The sequence below is a fragment of the Leuconostoc gasicomitatum LMG 18811 genome (genome assembly GCF_000196855.1).
GTDB lineage: Bacteria > Bacillota > Bacilli > Lactobacillales > Lactobacillaceae > Leuconostoc > Leuconostoc gasicomitatum.
In genome coordinates, this window is the sequence record NC_014319.1 from 919,848 (window position 1) to 934,158 (window position 14,311).

The window sequence follows — 14,311 nt, forward strand, 5'->3', positions numbered from 1 at the left end:
TTATGATTAAACTAGAAAATAAAAACTTAAAAATAATGATTAATGAAGAAGGTGCCGAATTAACTAGCGTGTGGCACAAACAGGCCGAGTTGGAATATATTTGGATTGGAGATCCAAAGTATTGGGGGCGTCACGCATCTAATTTGTTTCCTATTGTGGGCCGTTTACGTGGGGACCAGTACAAAGTTGCAGGTGAAACCTATTTTATGAATCAACATGGTTTCGCGCGCAATACAGTTTTTGATGTCGTTGAGCACAACGATAACCATGCTCTTTTTCGGATTCATGATACAGGTTCGACAATGCGCGTCTATCCATTCAAGTTTCAATTGGATATTCGCTATGATTTAACAGATGACAATGATCTTAAAATTGCATATATTGTTCACAATACTGACACAGAAGAATCACTATTTTTCAGTGTTGGCGGACATCCAGCATTTAATTTACCACTTGATGGTGGTAAATTTTCAGATTACTATGTTTCGATTGAACCGGAAAAACTTTATGATCGTGTCCGCTTAACTGGTCCTTACTCGAATCCAAACGTACCAACCCCTTTTAATGCAAATATTCCGTTACGATTACGTCAAGAAGATTACCATGATGATGCGATTATTTTAAAGTTAGATCGTCAAAAAACATCATTTTTACTTGCACGTCTTGCTAACCAACATGGGCTACGTATGACGTTAGATAATGCACAATTTTTAGGTATTTGGACACCAGCTGGAAAAGAGGCACCCTTTATTGCATTAGAACCATGGTGGGGAATTGCTGATACAGTTGATTCAACCGGCAACTTTAAAGAAAAGTTCGGTGTGAATGTGTTGGCAGCAGGTGACACATTCAACGGGACTTATAGTTTGAAATTTTTCTAGACTATGTTCGCGTCAAAAAATATTGAAGTACATCAATAACATGTTTTTTAGGTTTAATAGAATAGTGACAATATCATCGTTTAAACAAACTAATAAGATGAAGAGTAAACCAACTGTGTACTGAAGAAATCTAAGACACTGAAATCGTAGGCTTTCAAAAAATAATTAAAAGTAGTTTTCAGGTCTGTATTAGCAAGCTATGGCGGAGTAAGTTATTAGGTCATTATCTTTGATATGGTTTGATATCTGAAAATCAGATGGCACCGCGGAAAACTATCCTGAAAATATTGCAATAGGTAAATATTTTTAGAATGGTTTTTTATTGTCTCTAAAAACGATTGTACATGTAGAACAATTTGAACAATAAAGTGATAACATCAAGCATAGATTATGGATAATTTATGCTTGAATTATTGATGCCCGTTGTCAGTAAGGTGTTGAAATATTTAGTAAATTTGTTGATGATATACGAACTAAATTAATTGGGTTTGAAATAGTAGTTGCTAAAGTCATGTTATTAAACATGCAGCACATCGTGAAAGATAAAACAGATATATTACAATTCGATAGGATGGGCAATACGCGCATATGACTAAAATTAAACTTTGTGGGAACTTTCGTGTTGAAGATGCTGACCTTTTAAATAAAGTGAACCCTGATATGGCAGGCATTATTTTTGCACCAGGACAGCGTAGGACAGTGAATTTGATGACAGCGCTTAAAATACGCGATCGTTTAGATGGTAATATTCCGTTATATGGTGTATTTGTTAATCAAAATGTGATGGATATGTTGACTTTTTTTTCTACTGGCCTCATACAAGGTGTACAACTACACGGTGATGAATCCGAATTAGAAGTAACATTATTACGAGAAAAAAATGTTCCTGTGATTCAAGTGGTTAAACCACAGCAAGCATTAATTAAAACAGCCGCAAACTATGTATTGCTAGATAACGAATTTGGCTCTGGGAAAACATTTGATTGGCGTATTGTACCGCCAAAACCCTTACGTCAAACACCTTTGATGTTAGCGGGTGGTTTAACAACTGACAATTTGCAAGATGCGATAAATCAAGTTCAGCCGGAGTGGGTTGATATTTCTAGTGGTGATGAGGTATCCGGCATTAAAAATCTGGAAAAAATGCGTGCTTTGGTAGATATCGTACGACAACAGACAGATAGAAAATAATATTTTAAATAATTGTTGAATTAATCACAATAATAGCGATATTTGTTAACCTATAAGAGTTACTGTTGGCAACTAATAAAAGCAGTTTAGAAAGAATACTGCATGCGTTCTCAACAGATCAACCCTCAAAAAATTAATGGAGATTTTACGACACATGCTAAAAGCGCTTAATAAATCATGGTTATTTGACTTGTTTGGGGTACTTATTGTTATTTTTGCCGCCTATACGTCAGGTTATTTTTTTGATAATCTTACTCAAAGCGTATTCTTTTCAAAAAATGAATGGGCTAAATATGTGCCATTTGGTATAATTTCAGTGATTTCATCTAGTTTATCTATTATGTCTACACGCTTAACTGCTAGGTTGAACAAATTTGGAAACATTGTAGGAACTGTCAATACGCTCGTGTCAGGTGTCATTGATTTTATACTCGGAAACAATGGTGCTATATTGACATATCCAGTGTCTTTTTTACTTAACGCTGCATCGATTAAGGGCTGGCGCCAATATGAAGACAAACATGTTAATCGTGCGACTGATTTCAAGAAATGGCTGCCATTCGTAGTTGGCGGCGCAATCATATTAAGTTTAGGTTTAAATTATTTAGCTTTTCAAAATACAAGTCCGTTATTTTGGTTAGCAAGTGCAGTTTTTAGTCTTTCTTTAATTCCAAATATATTAAATATTTTCAAAATTGAAGATCAATGGTTATTTTGGATTTTTTATAACTTTGTCCAATTAGTGAAAGCTACTACGCAAGGCAATTTTGCTAATGTTGGAAAATATTTATATTATATTGTTAACAGCGGCGTCGCTTATCCAATATGGCGAATGGCTAGACAGAATGATATTGAAGACGTTTAAAAGAAATTTTTTTATGTTACTTGGTGCAAATAAAGCAACATGGTAGAATAAAATAACTGGCGTTGTTAAAATATATGAATCGAGTGGTTAAATGATTAAAAAAATAATCGTAGCATCCAATAATTCCGCAAAAACACGTGAAATACAAGGTGTTTTTGCGGAATTTGGGGTATCCATTATTAATTATCGTGAATTAATTGATGAAAAAGAATTTCCGACTGAAACAGTCTCAAATCAATACCTTAATGCTTTAAATAAGGCACAATATATTCAACAATTTTTACCAAATGATAATATCTTGGCTGATGATACTGGCGCCTATTTTGCAGCTTTTCCTGAACGTTTTGGATTAACAACCTCACGAGAATTAAAAGCACTTGGATTAAAATCAATTCATGAGGAAAACGATTATTTATTGCATCTTTATAATTCAGATGTTACTCGCAGTGCTTACTTAGAGGCTTTATTTGTTCTAGTGATGCCCCATGGTAGAATAGCTACAAGCAATGGACGTGGTGGGGTCATTGTTGCACAAAATGAACGTGGCAACTATTCAGTTGGATTTGATGCCCTATTTGTAGCCGAAAATGGTAAGACATTTGCAGAAATGCCGATGTACGAGAGGGTGGCTTATTCACACCGCGGTCGTGCAGCGAAAAAATTGTTGCAAGAAATAGACCAAACATTTTAAAACATTAACTAATTTAGAATTAAATTGGCAGCTATATGTCTAGAAAAGGTTATCTTTTTGTTAGTATTAGCATGAGAATAATATATTCATTAAAAAAGATTGCTATTCTTAAAAAAGTGAGCTATACTATAGAGGACCAACTGGGTAGAATCTATCTACCTACCCGCCACTTATTCTTCGGAGTAGGTGGCGTTTTTTAGTATGTTAGCAACAGATTTTAATCTGATGATTCACACAATAGTGAATTAGAACAAATATTTATGTGATGACAGTTTTGAATTCACGTTATAATTAACAGTACGGACAACATAATTGATAATTTATTTTTTGAAAGAAGATCACGGTAAACAACAACATGACAGAGCTCGTTATAACAGAACTAACACAGGCAGATACTGCTAAACAAGTGTCTCAAGTACTTAACATTACTTTTAAACAGGTTAACGCTACACTAACGTTATTAGGCGATGGCGCTACGGTCCCCTTCATTTCTCGATATCGTAAAGAAATGACGGGTGAACTTGATGAAGTACAAATTCGAGATATTCAATCAACGGCTAAAAAAGTTCAGGATTTGGCTGATCGTAAGCACACTGTTTTAAAAGCTGTGCAAGAGCAGCAACAGCTCACACCGGATTTACAAAAAGCAATTCAATCTGCAGAAACATTACAAATTGTGGAAGACTTATATCTACCTTATAAACAAAAAAGACGTACAAAAGCAATGGTAGCTCGAGAAAACGGTTTACAGCCACTAGCTGATTTCGTCCTTTTACATGTAACGACTGATATTCCTAGCGCATTGTACATTAATGATGCACTACCAACTTCAGAAGATGTGTTAGCAGGCCTACATGAAATATTAGCAGAACAAATTGGTGAAAATGCTCTTTATCGGCAATGGTTACGCACACGAATGAGTACAGATGGTGTGTTAATATCAAGCATCAAGCGTTCTGGTAAAGAAAAAGATGAACAAGAAGTTTACGAGCAATATTATGATTACAATGAGCCAATTAAAACATTGCGTGATAACAAATTTCGCATTTTAGCAGTTAATCGTGGCGAAAAAGAGGGGATTTTATCGGTTAAAATTGATTTTACCGAAGCCCGGATGATTCATTTTATTCAAACAAAAGAATTAAAGGGACAACCCGCATCTGGATTAGGATACGTAATACTACGTGCAGCTATTGAGGATGCTTATAAGCGTTTTATTCAGCCTGCTGTAGCACGTGAAATCAGACAAGAATTAACGACACAAGCACAAGAACAAGCTATTAAAGTTTTTGGAGATAATTTGTATCATTTATTAATGCAAGCGCCACTTAAAGAAAAAATTGTCATGGGATTTGATCCAGGATTTAGGACGGGTTCTAAGTTGGCTATCGTTGATGGCAATGGCGAGTTTTTAAAAAAGCAAGTTATCTATCCGCATAAACCGGCCAATGCACAGCAACGACATGAGGCAGGTGAAATATTTGAATCCTTAATACATGAATTTGATGTCCAATTGGTCGCAATTGGAAATGGTACGGCTTCACGTGAATCAGAGGAATTTGTCGCTGCACACTTACCAAATGGTGTACAGTATGCAATCGTTAATGAGGCAGGCGCTTCAGTTTATTCTGCATCCGATGCAGCGCGAGAAGAATTTCCCGATTTACATGTTGAAGAGCGCTCGGCAATTTCTATCGGTCGTCGTATCCAAGATCCTTTAGCAGAATTAATTAAAATCGACCCAAAATCAGTTGGTGTAGGTCAGTATCAACATGACCTTAACGCTAAATCACTTGATGAACAAGTTGATCATGTTGTAGAGACAGCAGTTAATCAGGTCGGTGTTAATTTGAACACAGCAAGTGTGGCGTTACTCACACATATTGCAGGTTTGAACAAAATTCTAGCTCAAAATATTGTGACATATCGTCATGAAAATGGTGAATTCACTTCTCGAACACAGCTTAGAAAAGTGACGCGATTAGGACCAAAAGCTTTTGAACAATCAGCAGGATTCTTACGAATTTTATCAGGTAAAAATATATTGGATAATACAGATATCCATCCGGAGAGCTATCCGGCTGCTAAACAGCTTCTAGAGTTGGCTCATGTAACACCGCAAACGTTAGCAACGCAATCAGCCAATGATGCGTTAACGATGTTGGATAAAGCAGACATAGCGGATAAACTGTCAATTGGTATGCAAACACTACATGATGTGATTAGTAGTTTACAAAAACCAGGTCGTGATGGACGTTCAGAAATGGTAGGGGCGCTATTAAAATCAGATATTTTACATATTGAAGACTTAAAATCTGGTATGAAAATGCAAGGTACTGTGCGAAATGTCGTTGATTTTGGTGCATTTGTTGATCTTGGTGTTAAACATGACGGATTGGTTCACATTTCTCGCTTGGCAAAACGTCGTGTGAAAGCACCATCTGAAGTTGTTGCTGTTGGTGATATTGTTGATGTTTGGGTGGTTGACATTGATGAGAAGCGTCAACGAATTGGACTAACAATGATTAGTCCAGAGGAGAGTAATGAATGATTATACAACCTGCTAAACAAATCGATCAAGCAGCGATTTTAAAACTTGAACAAACAATTTTTGATGATATGGCATTAGAAATATATGAGGAATTGAGTGTTGCTGATGTCCAGGCGGCATGGACGCTTGCGGTCGCGACATCAGAGAAAAGTCGCTATCATTACAGTCGTGCAATAGTTGCCAAAAATGATGACAATGAAGTGGTGGGGGTTCTTTTTGGTTATCCAGACACAGAAGAAAAGATACTTGATAATACGCTGCAGACGATACTAGCAGATAAATATAGTTATCATCGCTGGTTGTTTAGTGATTCAGAAGTTTTTGACAATGAATGGTATCTTGATTCAATTGTTGTGACAGACGCTGCGCGTGGACAAGGAATTGGCAAGCAATTGATCAAAAATGCTGAAATTCGTGCCAAGCAAGAATCGCGAGAGACAATTGGATTAAATGTTGATGATGGTAATCCAAGGGCCCAAAAGTTATATGCAGCGTTAGGTTTTGAGTCGGTAGGCAAAATAATGATTGGCAAACATGCCTATACACATATGCAAAAAAAACTGTGAAAAAGTTCTCACTGGCTACTGCTAGTGAGAACTTTTTTAGAAGAAGAAAAATTTTTTCTTGGGGCGTAGGTAAGAAAAGCCTTCGCCTAATTGTTCTTGTGCCGTAAATATAGAGACAAATGCTTTAGGGTCGATTTCTTGAATGATATGTTGTACGGTGCTGACTTCAGATGGATCAACAACAGCGTAAACAACTCGCTGCTCGCGATGTGAGTAGCCACCTTCTGATTTTAATAAACTTGTACCGCGTTCCAACTCATGCATAATTGCATGTGATATTTCTTCAGGATAATCCGTAAAAATCATAAATGACCTGGCAGTATAAGCACCTTGTTGTGTTAAACCAACGACTTGTGCAAATACAAATGAGGCAATTAAAGTGTACATCATGTGGATCACGTCAATATAAATTAAAGACATCAATAGCACAACAGCATCTAAGGCAAACATCGTACGGCCAATTTGAATACCTAATTTTTGTTCCATAATGCGTGCAATCACATCTGTACCACCAGAGGTACCGCCAAACCTAAACACAACACCAAGACCAATGCCTGACATAATGCCAGCCAAAAGACCGGCAATTAGCATGTCATGGTGAAGTGCTGGAGGCATTGGAAATTTTTGCCAGACATAGAGCCAAAATGATAATGAAATGATGCCCCAAATTGTATATATTAAAGACCGTCGGCCAAGAACACGGTAACCGATAATCAGTAAAGGAATGTTTAGAATTAAGTTGGTATATGCAGGATTCCAGTTAAATAATGCCAGTAAGATCAATGTAATACCAGATAATCCACCCTCAGCTAATTGATTGGTGATATTAATATTAATTAGACTCCAACCATAAAAACCTGTGCCAATCATAATCATAATGATATCTTTTATTGAAATACGTGCTAAATTTGTATTGTCCATAGACAATTTTTCTCCTCAAATACATTGATTTCATTTTATCATAAAATCTATTGGCAGGGACGTCTGTAAATTTGGTATAATAAGTTAAATTGAGAGGTGCATATGGCAGATAATGATTATAAACGTCCTAAATTTCAGAAATCAACGCATAACATACGTAATTTTTTTATTTTAATGGCAGGAATAGTTATTATTGGATTAGGTGTGTTTATCTATATTGGTTACTCGTCGTCACCAAAAACGTCAGAACCAATATCACAAAGTACCGCAAATAGTAGTACAATTAACGAAACAATTGATTCAAATGTGAAAGAATCTGGTGATGAAAGTAACTCTAGCCGTGCTACTGATTCGTCACAATCATCTAGTTCGTCTTCTTCTAGTAGCCCTGATAAAGATTCGGCTCATTTGAAAGGGAAGAGCATTAAAGAGGCAATAAACTGGGCTAAATCCCATGGCCGCTATTATTCATGGTCCATTACATCTGGTGGTGACAATGCTGTTGTTACTTCAGTAACGGATGATGGCCACAATATTAGTTTTATTGCATCCGAAAAATAAAATAGTAAGAGAGTATCATATGCCACATAAAATTTTAACGATTGCCGGTTCAGATTCTCTTGCTGGTGGTGGTATTCAGGCCGATTTAGCAACTTTTGCTAACTATGGTCATTTTGGATTGAGTGTGATCACGGCAATTGTCACGATAACACCAACTGATTTTGAAATATATCCAGTAGACCTTAAAATTATTGAAGCACAATTGAAATCTGTATTATCATTAGATGATATTGTAGCAGTCAAGGTCGGCCTCCTTCCTACACCTGAGATTATAAATCTTGTCACTAGCTATTTAGCACAAATAAATGTGCCAATTGTGGTTGATCCAGTGATGGTGTTTAAAGAAACGGATCAGATTAACATTAAAAGTATCGCAGATACGTTGAAAACGCAGTTATTACCGCTAGCTACTATTGTCACGCCAAATCTAAATGAGGCACAAATTTTAGCGAACCAGCGAATTGATAGTGTTGATGATATGAAACAAGCGGCAACTACTATTGCTCAGTATGGATGCAAGAATATTGTTGTTAAGGGCGGTTCTAAACTCCCAGGTAATGAAGCAATTGATCTATTATTTGATCGTGAAGCATTTTATATATTTCAGCAAGATAAGATACAGACATCTGAACTATATCACAATGGTGCAGGGTGTACTTTATCTGCAGGTCTTGCTGCTAATTTAGGGTATTCACTTGATATGATTCATGCGCTTAAGGATGCAAAAGATTTTGTTTGGCAGGGCATTCAAAACGGGGTGACATTAAATTCAAAGTTCAGTGATGGCAATGTATGGCAGGGTGCACGGAGAAACAATCATGAAACAAAAATTTAATACCAAGCAAATGACTATAGTAGCAGTGATGATTGCACTGAATGTTTCATTGTCATATATCGTTAGAATTCCAGTACCGGCAACAAATGGCTTTGTCAATTTAGTTGAGGCTGGTATATTTCTGACTGCGATACTTGGTGGTGCACGAAATGGTTTAATTGTGGGTGGACTCAGTGGTTTGCTACTGGATTTGTTGGCTGGCTATCCACAATGGATGATTTTCTCGTTGGTAATCCATGGTATGGAAGGGTTAGTTGTTGGTTATTTTGGTTATCAAAAAAAATTGCCTAGTCAAATTATTGGTCTAGTAATTGGCTCATTAATTATGATTATTGGCTATCTGTTAGCTGGCACATTTTTATATAACTGGACAGCTGGACTAGCATCAATTGTTGGTAACATAGCGCAAGCAGTTATGGGTTTGATTATTGCACTCGCTTTAATCCCAGTATTTAAACGGTTACCGCAAATTAATTTTAGAAATTAAAAGAAAAGGCGACAGGTTTTTGTCTGTTGCTTTTTCATGTGATGAGGTGTATTTCATGAAGTATCATTTTTCACGTGACCTATGTGATAGCGATAGAGCACAACTTAATCGTGCATTAGACTTTTTTAATATTACGGCTTATTTTAAGACCGTGGATGGTCAAGAAGAGTTGTTTGGTTTTGGCGCACAACAAGAGGCTGATGTGCCAAATAAATTGAATGGTACTATGATATTTGGTGGTTATCCTTTTGATCAACAAGTTGTAGAAAACTCTAAATTAATGAATGGCATTTGGTTTGTTCCCATAATTTTTGTGAAGATTACTCAAAATATTGTTATTTTTGAATCTGATACTGTCGAGAATTTTAACGAATGGTTAACGAAATTCAAGACCATAGCCAGATCCAAAGTAGTCAGCCATGTTATAACGAGCGAATTAGACTGGACATCACGGACACAAAAGTTAATTAATACAATCATTAGTAATGACAAACTCAAGAAAGTTGTTTTTGGAAGGCAACATCAGTATGCACTTTCAGACACATTATTGGCTTCAACGCTCGTTCATGCGTTAATCACACAAAAAAATACATATCATGTTATTTTAAAGTATCAGAAGGAAATGTTTGTTTCAGCAACACCAGAACGTTTAGTTAAAGTGACTGATGGGGCGGTTACAACAGCAGCAGTTGCTGGTACAATTCGTAGAGGAAATACACAAACTGAAGATAAATTACTTGGTGATATGCTACTAAATAGCCATAAAAATCAACAAGAGCATCGATATGTTGTCAATAGTATTTATCAAAAAATACAAAATATGACAACCAGTTTAAATTTACCACCTCAACCAATCTTATTACAAAACAGGCAATTGCAGCATTTGTATACGCCAATTAGTGCCCGATTAATCAAAAAATACACAGTACTTGATATTGTCAATGCCCTACATCCGACGCCAGCACTCGGTGGTGTGCCACAAAAACAGGCGTTAGACTACATTAGAGCGCATGAAAGGTCGCCGCGTGGTTTATTTGCAGCACCTATTGGCTATTACACGTCAAATAATAGTGGTGAGTTTGTTGTAGGCATTAGATCAATGTATATCAATCATGCAGCGCATACGGCAACTTTATTTGCTGGTGCAGGTATTGTTTCTGATTCCAATGCGACACAAGAATACCAAGAAACTAATTTGAAATTAGAACCAATGCGACAATTACTGAAAGGTGATGTCAATGACAATTAATTCGCTTACTAAAAATACGAAACATCTATTGCACGCACTTTATCAAAGTGGTGTCAGGCATTTTGTTGTGTCACCAGGATCGCGCACAACACCAGTTGCATTATTATTAGCAGAATATGCACGACAAAATAAAAACATCAAACTCTATATTGATGTAGATGAACGTTCGGCCGGGTTCTTTGCGTTAGGTATTGCAAAAAGGTTACTTGAACCAGTGGCGCTCTTAGGAACCTCTGGCACAGCGATTACTGAATATACCTCGGCTGTTGCTGAAGCTCACATTTCACATATTCCACTTATTGTTTTATCGACAGATAGGCCGATAGAATTGCAAGATAATGGTGCACCGCAAACGATACCACAACATCAAATATTTGGTGCGTTAACAAAAAAATTTGTGGTGTTTACCTTACAGGATGAACAACCAGATGTGACATCATATATTGATTTCATGACACAGAAATTAGTTCATGAGATAGTGATGGCACCCAAAGGACCACTGCAGATCAATTTACCGTTACGTAAACCATTAATGCCACAATTAAACGAACCAACCACAATTGTTGTGCCACCCCTAAAATTTGATAAAACAGCTGATAGTATGCCACCAATGCAGCTTTCTGAATCGCGAGTAGTTATTATTGCAGGTCCAAATGAAGGCAATGACTACCAGTCTGAAGTTCTCAATTTTTCAAAAAAATATCATGTACCAGTTATTGCTGATGTGTTAAGCCGTACACGACAGAAAGCAACCATTTATGGTATTGATGCACTGATTAAGGCCAATATTTTGACGGCGATTTATCAACCAGATCTTGTCATTCGGTTTGGTGCAACACCAATTTCGGCTCGTATATTGGAATGGTTAAAATCAGAAAATATACCAGTCTGGTTTGTCGGTGAAGATACGTTAGCTGATCACTCGAGACATGTATCACGTGTCTCGCAAGTGTCGCCAACTTCTTTTTTATCACAAATATCTGTCAACAATGATGCCGATTTTTATCAGCAATGGCAACATTTAAATCAAAAAAAACGACACATTACCGGAGAAGCAAGTATTGCACATGTTTTAGATCGTGTTTTACCAGATCAAACGGCTGTGTTTGTTGCTAATAGTATGGCTATTCGTGATATGGATGATGTTTTTACTGGACAGACAACACAAAATATTTATGCCAATCGTGGGGCAAATGGTATTGATGGTATTGTCTCGACTGCTTTAGGAATGAGCAGCACTTCACCAAGGCGTAGTGTATTGTTAACCGGTGATTTAACGTTATTTCATGATATGAATGGTCTCATGATGGCGCGACAATATCACTTACCAATTGATATCATTGTGATCAATAACAACGGTGGGGCTATATTTTCCTTTTTACCACAGGCGACGGCAGAGTCATATTTTGATATGTTATTTGGAACACCGCTTAATTTAAATGTGTCAAAAATTGCTGACTTATATGAATTAGCGTATGTGAAAATAAAAACGGCTGATGAATTAGAGCGGGTGATTAAAACCCCCGTTACTGGAACAAGATTGATTGAATTTGAAAGTAATCGCTCGAATAATGTTAAAGCACATCAGCAGTTAATGGGTGGTGTACAGCATGAATAGAAAAATTGTTACTGTAGCAGGTTATTCATATCATGTTTTCCATCAAATAAATGATGAGACGGTAACAAAGTGGGTATTACTTCATGGGTTTATGGGAACACATCATGATTTTGATGCGATAATTAATGAGTTACCAGGAGAGGTAATGACTTTTGATTTGCTAGGGTTTGGTGAAAAAGCAAATATAGTTGATGATCCAAAACGTTTTGAAATGGCAGCACAAATTGCTGATATTCAATTGATTTTAAAAACTTATAACTGGTCCAATATTAATTTGTTAGGCTACTCAATGGGCGGTAGATTAGCACTTGGATTCGCATTTTCGCACAATGAATTGATTAATCAATTATTTCTTGAAAGTGCATCAGCTGGTCTTAATTCAGCTTTAAATCGAAAAAAACGGCGTGCAGCAGATAATGAAAGAATAAAACAAATACTGACAGATTTTCATGAATTTGTTTTAAACTGGGAAAAATTGCCATTGTTTGCAACACAAAAAGACTTGGTAGCAACACAACGTCAGGCCATTAGGGCACAACGCTTAGCGCAACAACCGCAAAACGTTGCTAATTCTTTAAAGCATATGGGAACAGGGGTACAGGTTAATTTTTGGCCCAAACTAACACAATTAAAAACACCAACTATATTACTTGTTGGTGAGTTAGATCAAAAATTTAATCAAATCGCAGATGACATGGTCAGACTTTTACCTAGTGGTCAAAAGCATGTGATTGAAAATGCCGGCCATAATATGCATGTGGAGCAACCAAAACAAGTCATTGAGGTATTAAAAAATGTATCGTATTGAAGCATTGGAAATGATACCCATTTCTTTAAGATTAAAGCAAACTTTTAAAACAGCGCATAGTACCACTAAAAACCGCCCATTGACACTAGTTAAACTGACAGTTAGTCACAGTGCTACCGGTAAAAAGACAATTGGGTTAGGTGAAATACAATCTTTTGCTGACTTTAGTTATACGCTTGAAAATCAATCAGTTAGCCGAGATATTGTGAGCACTATGATTAATCCAATGATTCAAAACTTAACCTTTGAATCACCACAACAATTTGCTGAAAAGCTGGAACGTTTGACGCCGTTTGGTTCTTTTGCAAAGGCTGGTGTTGAAATGGCGGCTTGGGATGCCGTAGGTAAACTAACAAATCGATCTTTGGCACAAATGATTGGCGGGACAAAGCAATGTGTGCCGGTAGGGATTGTACTTGATGTAAATGCTGATGTAAGTGATATTAAACGAGCTATTGATAAGGGATATCAACGCATTAAAATAAAGATTGATGCGCAACTGTTAGATAAACAAAAATTAATTGAGCGATTAAATCAATTTCCTAATCAGCAATTTTCATTGGACGCTAATAGTAGCTTTAGTAGACAAACAGCAGATTTTTTTAATCAACTACCTGAAAATGTTACTTTTATTGAACAACCATTTTCTGAAAAAGATTTTGTTGATCATGCTTTTTTTCAAAAAAAGACACCACATTTTTTAAGTTTAGATGAAAGTATTAATAGCTTAGATGATATCCATACAATGATTGCGTTGCATGCTGCCAAAGCGGTTACCATTAAACAAGCCAAAATAGGTGGCATTACTGCGGCATTTAAAGCAATTCAACTTGCTAGTCATGCTGGCATTAAACCATGGATAGGTGGCATGTTGAGTAGTAATTTAGGCCGAGCTGTTGATCTCGCAATGGCTAGTCTACAAAACATTACTTTTGCGGGAGACATATCTGAAAGTAGTCGTTATTTTGAGCATGATATGACAGTTGAAACATTTGAAATAGCACAAGGATTAATGACTGTGCCAACCAGGAGTGGTCTTGGCGTGACTTTAGATGACTCTTTTGACGTGTTATAATAGACTTATAAT

14 protein-coding genes are annotated in these 14,311 nt (G+C 36.5%); 13 read left to right on the forward strand and 1 reads right to left on the reverse strand.

Features of this window, described 5'->3' with window-relative positions:
• Positions 1-2 precede the first annotated feature (2 nt).
• From LEGAS_RS04505 to LEGAS_RS04530, 6 genes are all read left to right on the forward strand, one after another.
• Positions 3-881: an aldose 1-epimerase family protein gene (locus tag LEGAS_RS04505; protein ID WP_010389386.1), complete on the forward strand. Its 879-nt coding sequence runs from the start codon at positions 3-5 to the stop codon at positions 879-881.
• 588 nt (positions 882-1,469) lie between these two features.
• Positions 1,470-2,072, forward strand: a complete 603-nt coding sequence (locus tag LEGAS_RS04510; protein WP_013231527.1) for a phosphoribosylanthranilate isomerase — start codon at positions 1,470-1,472, stop codon at positions 2,070-2,072.
• 154 nt (positions 2,073-2,226) lie between these two features.
• Positions 2,227-2,937, forward strand: coding sequence for a nicotinamide mononucleotide transporter family protein (locus LEGAS_RS04515; protein ID WP_013231528.1), 711 nt, complete (start codon positions 2,227-2,229; stop codon positions 2,935-2,937).
• A gap of 91 nt (positions 2,938-3,028) precedes the next feature.
• A complete protein-coding gene (locus LEGAS_RS04520) occupies positions 3,029-3,628 on the forward strand; it encodes a non-canonical purine NTP pyrophosphatase (protein ID WP_013231529.1) in 600 nt (199 codons plus the stop codon).
• A 355-nt stretch (positions 3,629-3,983) separates the two neighbouring features.
• On the forward strand, positions 3,984-6,179 hold the full coding sequence (locus LEGAS_RS04525) for a Tex family protein (protein ID WP_010389376.1): 2,196 nt from the start codon (positions 3,984-3,986) through the stop codon (positions 6,177-6,179).
• Entirely contained in the window at positions 6,176-6,745 is a 570-nt protein-coding gene (locus LEGAS_RS04530; RefSeq protein ID WP_010389375.1) for a GNAT family N-acetyltransferase, read from the forward strand. The genes LEGAS_RS04525 and LEGAS_RS04530 overlap by 4 nt, the downstream gene beginning before the upstream one ends.
• Positions 6,746-6,781: 36 nt before the next feature.
• On the opposite strand, the gene LEGAS_RS04535 is transcribed toward LEGAS_RS04530, so the two are convergent.
• Positions 6,782-7,666, reverse strand: a complete 885-nt coding sequence (locus LEGAS_RS04535) for a YitT family protein (protein ID WP_013231530.1) — start codon at positions 7,664-7,666, stop codon at positions 6,782-6,784.
• 102 nt (positions 7,667-7,768) lie between these two features.
• Between LEGAS_RS04535 and LEGAS_RS04540 the strand changes: the two genes are divergently transcribed.
• From LEGAS_RS04540 to menC, 7 genes are read left to right on the forward strand one after another with little or no spacing between them, the layout of a single operon-like run.
• On the forward strand, positions 7,769-8,227 hold the full coding sequence (locus LEGAS_RS04540) for a hypothetical protein (RefSeq protein ID WP_013231531.1): 459 nt from the start codon (positions 7,769-7,771) through the stop codon (positions 8,225-8,227).
• 19 nt (positions 8,228-8,246) lie between these two features.
• Complete coding sequence (locus LEGAS_RS04545) at positions 8,247-9,062, forward strand: bifunctional hydroxymethylpyrimidine kinase/phosphomethylpyrimidine kinase (RefSeq protein WP_010387458.1); 816 nt, start codon at positions 8,247-8,249, stop codon at positions 9,060-9,062.
• On the forward strand, positions 9,046-9,549 hold the full coding sequence (locus LEGAS_RS04550; protein WP_013231532.1) for an ECF transporter S component: 504 nt from the start codon (positions 9,046-9,048) through the stop codon (positions 9,547-9,549). Before LEGAS_RS04545 ends, LEGAS_RS04550 begins: the two co-directional genes overlap by 17 nt.
• Positions 9,550-9,604: 55 nt before the next feature.
• Positions 9,605-10,798: an isochorismate synthase gene (locus tag LEGAS_RS04555; RefSeq protein WP_010387457.1), complete on the forward strand. Its 1,194-nt coding sequence runs from the start codon at positions 9,605-9,607 to the stop codon at positions 10,796-10,798.
• Positions 10,788-12,416, forward strand: coding sequence for a 2-succinyl-5-enolpyruvyl-6-hydroxy-3-cyclohexene-1-carboxylic-acid synthase (menD, locus tag LEGAS_RS04560; RefSeq protein WP_013231533.1), 1,629 nt, complete (start codon positions 10,788-10,790; stop codon positions 12,414-12,416). The genes LEGAS_RS04555 and menD overlap by 11 nt, the downstream gene beginning before the upstream one ends.
• Positions 12,409-13,224: a 2-succinyl-6-hydroxy-2,4-cyclohexadiene-1-carboxylate synthase gene (gene menH / locus LEGAS_RS04565; RefSeq protein ID WP_013231534.1), complete on the forward strand. Its 816-nt coding sequence runs from the start codon at positions 12,409-12,411 to the stop codon at positions 13,222-13,224. The genes menD and menH overlap by 8 nt, the downstream gene beginning before the upstream one ends.
• Complete coding sequence (menC, locus tag LEGAS_RS04570; RefSeq protein ID WP_010386716.1) at positions 13,211-14,299, forward strand: o-succinylbenzoate synthase; 1,089 nt, start codon at positions 13,211-13,213, stop codon at positions 14,297-14,299. Before menH ends, menC begins: the two co-directional genes overlap by 14 nt.
• The last annotated feature ends 12 nt before the right edge of the window (positions 14,300-14,311 follow it).